The sequence below is a fragment of the uncultured Mucilaginibacter sp. genome, from assembly GCF_903913935.1.
Classification (GTDB): Bacteria; Bacteroidota; Bacteroidia; order Sphingobacteriales; family Sphingobacteriaceae; genus Mucilaginibacter.
In genome coordinates, this window is sequence record NZ_CAIWNH010000350.1 from 1 (window position 1) to 5,879 (window position 5,879).

At 46.3% G+C, this 5,879-nt stretch carries 4 protein-coding genes; all 4 read right to left on the reverse strand.

Annotated elements, in window-relative coordinates; all coding sequences use genetic code 11:
* Positions 1 to 54 precede the first annotated feature (54 nt).
* Complete coding sequence (locus tag QZY09_RS13835) at positions 55 to 1,107, reverse strand: 2-oxoacid:ferredoxin oxidoreductase subunit beta (protein WP_295673285.1); 1,053 nt, start codon at positions 1,105 to 1,107, stop codon at positions 55 to 57.
* Positions 1,108 to 1,116: 9 nt separating this feature from the next.
* Positions 1,117 to 2,943 (reverse strand): 2-oxoacid:acceptor oxidoreductase subunit alpha, encoded by a 1,827-nt coding sequence (locus QZY09_RS13840; RefSeq protein ID WP_295673286.1) that lies wholly within the window; start codon positions 2,941 to 2,943, stop codon positions 1,117 to 1,119.
* A 3-nt stretch (positions 2,944 to 2,946) separates the two neighbouring features.
* The gene (locus QZY09_RS13845; RefSeq protein WP_295673287.1) at positions 2,947 to 4,716 is read right to left on the reverse strand and encodes an FAD-dependent oxidoreductase; all 1,770 of its coding nucleotides are present in this window, start codon (positions 4,714 to 4,716) and stop codon (positions 2,947 to 2,949) included.
* A gap of 567 nt (positions 4,717 to 5,283) precedes the next feature.
* A partial coding sequence (locus QZY09_RS13850) for a mechanosensitive ion channel domain-containing protein (RefSeq protein ID WP_295673289.1) occupies positions 5,284 to 5,879 on the reverse strand: 596 nt, incomplete at its 5' end.

Consider the following 5,879-nt stretch of genomic DNA (forward strand, 5'->3'; position numbering starts at 1 on the left):
AAAGGGTAAATTCAGCTTGAGATACTACCTGATTTTATACATTTTCAGCGCGCTCTACCTCAACTCCCCATTAATCCCCTCCAAAACACTACTCCCCGGGCATAATTCCGCCTGGCTCAAACTGTTCAAAGCGCTATCCGAGGTTTGTATGGTATGGTGCAAATCAGTCGATTCAGGGTTGATATAGAGTAAACCGGTGAGGATCTCGTTTTTGTTACGGGCGTTTTGAAGCGCGTTCATTGCCGAGAGCCTGTCGTATGGATCAAGGTCGTCAGCCAGTTTTTCCAGGTGGATATAGGAGCCGTCGTGCATTTTAATGTCGGTTCCGGTGCCTTTCTGGTAGCTGGTGGTAATTTCTTTTTTCAGGGGCACAAAATCTACAGTAGCGGTGGCTTCCATATGTTCGCGCACATAGTCGTAGGATTTGGTAGACCCGGGGTTGTTGTTAAACGTAACACAAGGTGAGATCACGTTGATAAAAGCAAAGCCCGGATGGTCAATCGCCGCTTTGATCAGGGGGATCAGTTGTTCCTTATCGCCCGAAAAGCTTTGTGCCACAAACGAAGCCCCGAGTTCAAGCGCCAGGCCTGCCATATCAATCGGCTGGAAGGGGTTGGCCACGCCTTTTTTGCTTTTGGAGCCTGCATCCGCAGTGGCGGAGTCCTGCCCTTTGGTGAGGCCGTAGCAGCCGTTGTTCATCACGATGTACACCATATTGAGGTTACGGCGGATAACATGCACAAACTGTCCCATGCCAATAGAAGCACTGTCGCCATCGCCGGATACGCCCATATAAAGCAGGTCGCGGTTGGCCATACTGGCGCCGGTAGCTACCGATGGCATCCTGCCATGTACGGAGTTAAAGCCATGTGAGTGCCCTAAAAAGTAGGTAGGCGTTTTTGATGAGCAGCCGATACCCGATAGCTTGGCAATACGGTGCGGCGCTATCGACATTTCAAAACATGCCTGTATGATACTTCCGCTGATAGAATCGTGCCCGCAGCCTGCGCATAAGGTGGATATGGCGCCTTCATATTCTTTGGTGGTATAGCCCAAATCATTTTTCGGCAAGCCGGGGTGGCGGAATTGTGAACGTATATAAGTCATGACGATATGTTACTGGTGGTAAATCAATTTTTTAGCCGGTGATAAACTTTTGCTGATCTGCGTAATGATGTTATCCGCTGTAATCGGCATCCCATTATAATTCAAAATAGAGATCAGTTTTTGAGGACTCGCATCCAGTTCGTTTACCAGCAGGGTGCGCAGCTGCGCATCGCGGTTTTGTTCAATTACAAATACTTTTTCGTGGGTATTGATAAAATCTTCCACCGTTTTGTTAAAAGGGAAAGCCTTTATCCGCATAGCATCGAAAGACACATTGCCATGGCCCATCAGATCCATTGCTTCCTCCGCAGAGTAGGTGGAAGTGCCAAAAAACAGCACGCCATAAGGGCTTTTATTTTCTTTTTGATACAGGTAGGGTGCCGGTACAATGTCTTTGGCGGTATCCCATTTTTTTAGCAACCTGTCCATGTTGCGGGCGTAAACATCGCCGTCTTCGGTATAGGCAGCAAATTCATCGCGCGAGGTTCCACGGGTAAAAAATGAACCCTTGGTGGGGTGCGTGCCGGGGATGGTGCGATAGGTAATGCCATCGCCATCTACATCCAGGTAACGGCCAAACTGGGGCAGTTCCTCCAGTTGCTGTGCGTTAAGCACTTTGCCGCGATTGTATTTGCGCTGATCATCCCATACAAACGGCTCAGACATATGGTCATTCATGCCCAGGTCAAGATCCGTCATCATAATAATTGGTGTTTGTAACAACTCAGCAAGATCGAATGCACCGGCGGTCATTTCAAAACATTCTTTTGGGTCGGATGGGAAGAGCAATACTTGCTTGGTATCCCCGTGCGATGCATAAGCTGCCAGCAAAATATCCGATTGCTGGGTACGTGTTGGCATACCTGTGGATGGCCCGGTGCGCTGCACATCAATCAAAACAGTGGGTATTTCGGCGAAATAAGCCAGGCCTAAAAACTCATTCATTAAAGATAAGCCAGGGCCACTGGTTGCGGTAAATGAACGCGCACCGTTCCAGTTGGCACCGATCACCATCCCAATGGCGGCCAGTTCATCTTCAGCCTGGACAATGGCATAGTTGTGTTTGCCGGTCTCTTTGTCAATCCGCATCTTTTTCGCATAGCCTTCAAAAGCTTCCACAACCGAAGTAGATGGCGTTATCGGATACCAGGCGACCACCGTTGCACCGCCGTAAACTGCGCCAAGGCCGCAGGCGGCATTGCCATCAATCATTATCTTATCACCCACCAGGTCACGGCGTTCAAGTTTTAAGTCGATGGGGTAATTATAATTGTCGAGAATATACTGCGCACCCAATTTTAATGCCTTAATGTTTGGGGCGATCAGTTTTTCTTTACCGTTAAACTGTTCTTCCAATAATATTTCCAGCACCTTAAATTCAATGCCGAGCATTTGCGCCAGCGCACCCACATAAACGATATTTTTGAACAACTGCCGCTGTCGTGGATCAGTAAACTCACGGTTGCAGATTTCCATTAAAGGGATCCCGATATAATTCACCTCCTCGCGGATCAATTCCGGGTGCAGCTTCCTGGTACTGTCGTACAAAAAGTAGCCTCCAGCTTTAACGGAACGCACATCGTCCGGCATGCTTTGCGGGTTAACGCAAACCATAAAATCCACGCCTTCGCGCCTGCCTAAATAACCTTTTTCGCTGATCCGGACATCATACCAGGTAGGTAATCCCTGTATGTTTGAGGGGAAAATATTTTTGGGGGTAACCGGTATCCCCATCCTGAAAATCGCTTTTGCAAACAGGTAATTGGCGCTTGCTGATCCTGTACCGTTCACATTGGCAAACCGTACCACAAAATCGTTCACTTTATCTTGATGCATCACTTAACATGCTTTGGTAACCTTATATAAAAATTGCTGCATATCCCAGGCCGAAGTTGGGCAGCGCTCGGCACATAACCCGCAATGCAGGCAAACATCTTCGTCTTTTACCATTACCCGGCTGGTAGGCAGGGTGTCTGATACATACAGATCCTGGCTTAAATTCAACGATGGCGCCTTTAATCGGGTTCGCAAGTCTTCTTCCCCGCCATTTGCCGTAAAGGTGATGCATGAGGTAGGGCATATATCCATACAGGCATCGCACTCTATACATCTGTCTTTTACAAATACGGTTTGCACATCGCAGTTGAGGCAGCGCCGGGCCTCTTTAATAGCCGTCTGGATATCAAAACCCAGTTCCACTTCCATCTTGCGGTCTGATAACGTTACCGTTTTGGCTGCATGCGGTACGGCATACCTCAAGTCATTTTCTACTTCGTTTTCATAACTCCACTCATGGATGCCCATTTTCTGACTCACCAAATTCACAAATGGCGACGGCCTTTCGGTAAGTGATTTCTCTTTCAGGTATAAATTGATAGAGATAGCCGCCTGGTGTCCGTGTGCCACCGCGGTAATCACGTTTTTAGGCCCAAAAGCTGAATCGCCGCCGAAGAAAACGCTTTTATTGGTAGATTGGAAAGTAACGGGATCAACTGTCGGCATACCCCATTCGCCAAATTCCACCCCGGTTGATTTTTCAACCCAGGGGAACGTATTTTCAAGGCCGATAGCCACCAATACGTCATCCGCTTCAATAAATACTTCCGGTTCGCCGGTAGGCACTAATGTGCGTTTGCCTTTTTCATTAAATACGGCGTGCACTTTCTCAAAAGTCATGCCTTTCAGCTTGCCATCTTCAACTACAAATATTTTAGGCACATGGTTATCCAAAATCTGGATATCCTCGTGCAATGCATCTTCTTTTTCCCATGGCGAGGCCTTCATTTCGGCATAAGGGCTGCGTACCACTACCTTAACCACTTCGCCACCCAGACGGCGTGAGGTACGGCAGCAATCCATAGCGGTGTTGCCGCCACCCAGCACAATCACTTTTTTGCCGATTTGATGGGTATGCTCAAAGGCTACACTAGCAAGCCAGTCTACCCCAATATGTATATGCTCAGCAGCTTCTTTACGACCGGGAATGATCAGGTCACGTCCCCGTGGGGCGCCGGTTCCAACAAAAACAGCATCATAGCCCATATCCAGTATTTCCTGCAGGCTGGATACATATGTTTTAAATTGGGTATGGATGCCCATATCCAGGATATAATCTACCTCTTCATTCAACACACTGATCGGGAGCCTGAATGAGGGAATCTGGCTGCGCATCATACCGCCACCCGCATCCTGTTCATCGTACAAATGGATCTCATAACCAAGTGGCGCAAGGTCGCGGGCTACCGTCAACGATGCCGGCCCTCCACCGATGAGCGCGATCCGCTTGCCGTTTTTTTCGAACGGCACTTTCGGCATAAATTGCTTTACATCATCTTTATGGTCGGCTGCCACGCGCTTTAGCCGGCAAATAGCAACGGGCTCTTCTTCAACCCTGCCGCGCCTGCAAGCCGGTTCGCAGGGACGGTCGCAGGTACGGCCAAGGATACCGGGGAACACATTGGATTCCCAGTTGATCATATAAGCTTCAGTATATTTTCCTTCTGCAATTAACCTGATGTATTCAGGTACGGGAGTGTGTGCGGGACAAGCATACTGACAATCCACCACCTTGTGGAAGTATTCCGGGTTTTTGTCGTCTGTTGGTTTCAACTATAGTTTATTAATTGGCAAATAGTAATGAGAGGACTCATTAAATGGTAAAAATAAAAATAATAAATCACTTAGGTTGTTAAAATGGCTAACATATTAACAGTGGTTTTACAATTTATTTACTTTTTTTATACAGTTTAAAAAATATCAAAAGGGCCTTTGCTCCGCCACATTTCCGTCAAACGCGTCACGTTTGCTTCCGGGGAAAAATGGCATTATTTCATTTTTGTTAACTGTAATCAATTTCCACTAAATAAATACCTTTTTTATAACATGTAATTTAACTAAAACTATATTTCGAACAAATGACGAAAATCACTTAATTTACCTTACTCAATTTAAAAAAAAGATACTGGACAACAGGAAGATAGAAAATCTAACAGCCGTTAAAAAGCCGGCCGGGTCAAATAAAATGATCCTTATCACCTTTTTCGGGGGCGATAAACAGCGCAGAAAGCTTATTTACCGGTAAAAAAATCGGAGGAGTTTTTTTTGATACTTGATATCAGGATATTCCATTCAAAATAAAAGAAATTTACCGGAGATATTTGCTGTGTTATCAATACGTCAGGCAACACCAGGTATTTTGATTCCCGCATCTTTAATACCCTGCAAAATACTTTCCTGCAGTTGCTGCCTTGTGTCTTCAAATCCATGGGCATTTACCCATACATTAATACCTATCGTAAAAGCATCCGGATCTAAGGTGATAATACCAATGCGCCGTGCTGGTGTGGCTAAAACACTTTCGCATTTATCAACAATACCATTAATAACTGTTTTTGCTTGTTTGATATCGATGCTATTAGGGAACTTATAGTTGATGTCCAGCCGCCGCGTTCCTTCGCGGCTCAGGTTGACGATGGTATTGTTTGACAATTGGCCATTGGGTACAATAAGCGTCCGGTTATCATAAGTTTTTACCTGGGTATAAAATATCTGGATAGAAGTTACTGTGCCTTCTGTCCCCTGCGTAACGATATTATCGCCGATAACAAAGGGCTTGAGCAGCAGGATTAAAACGCCACTGGCAAAATTTTGCAACGTGCCGGAAAGTGCTAAACCGGCAGCAACGCCAAATGCGCCAACCAATGCGGTAAACAAGGTTAACTGCATGCCCATTATCTGCATCACAACAATAATCAGCAACACTCTCAATGCAA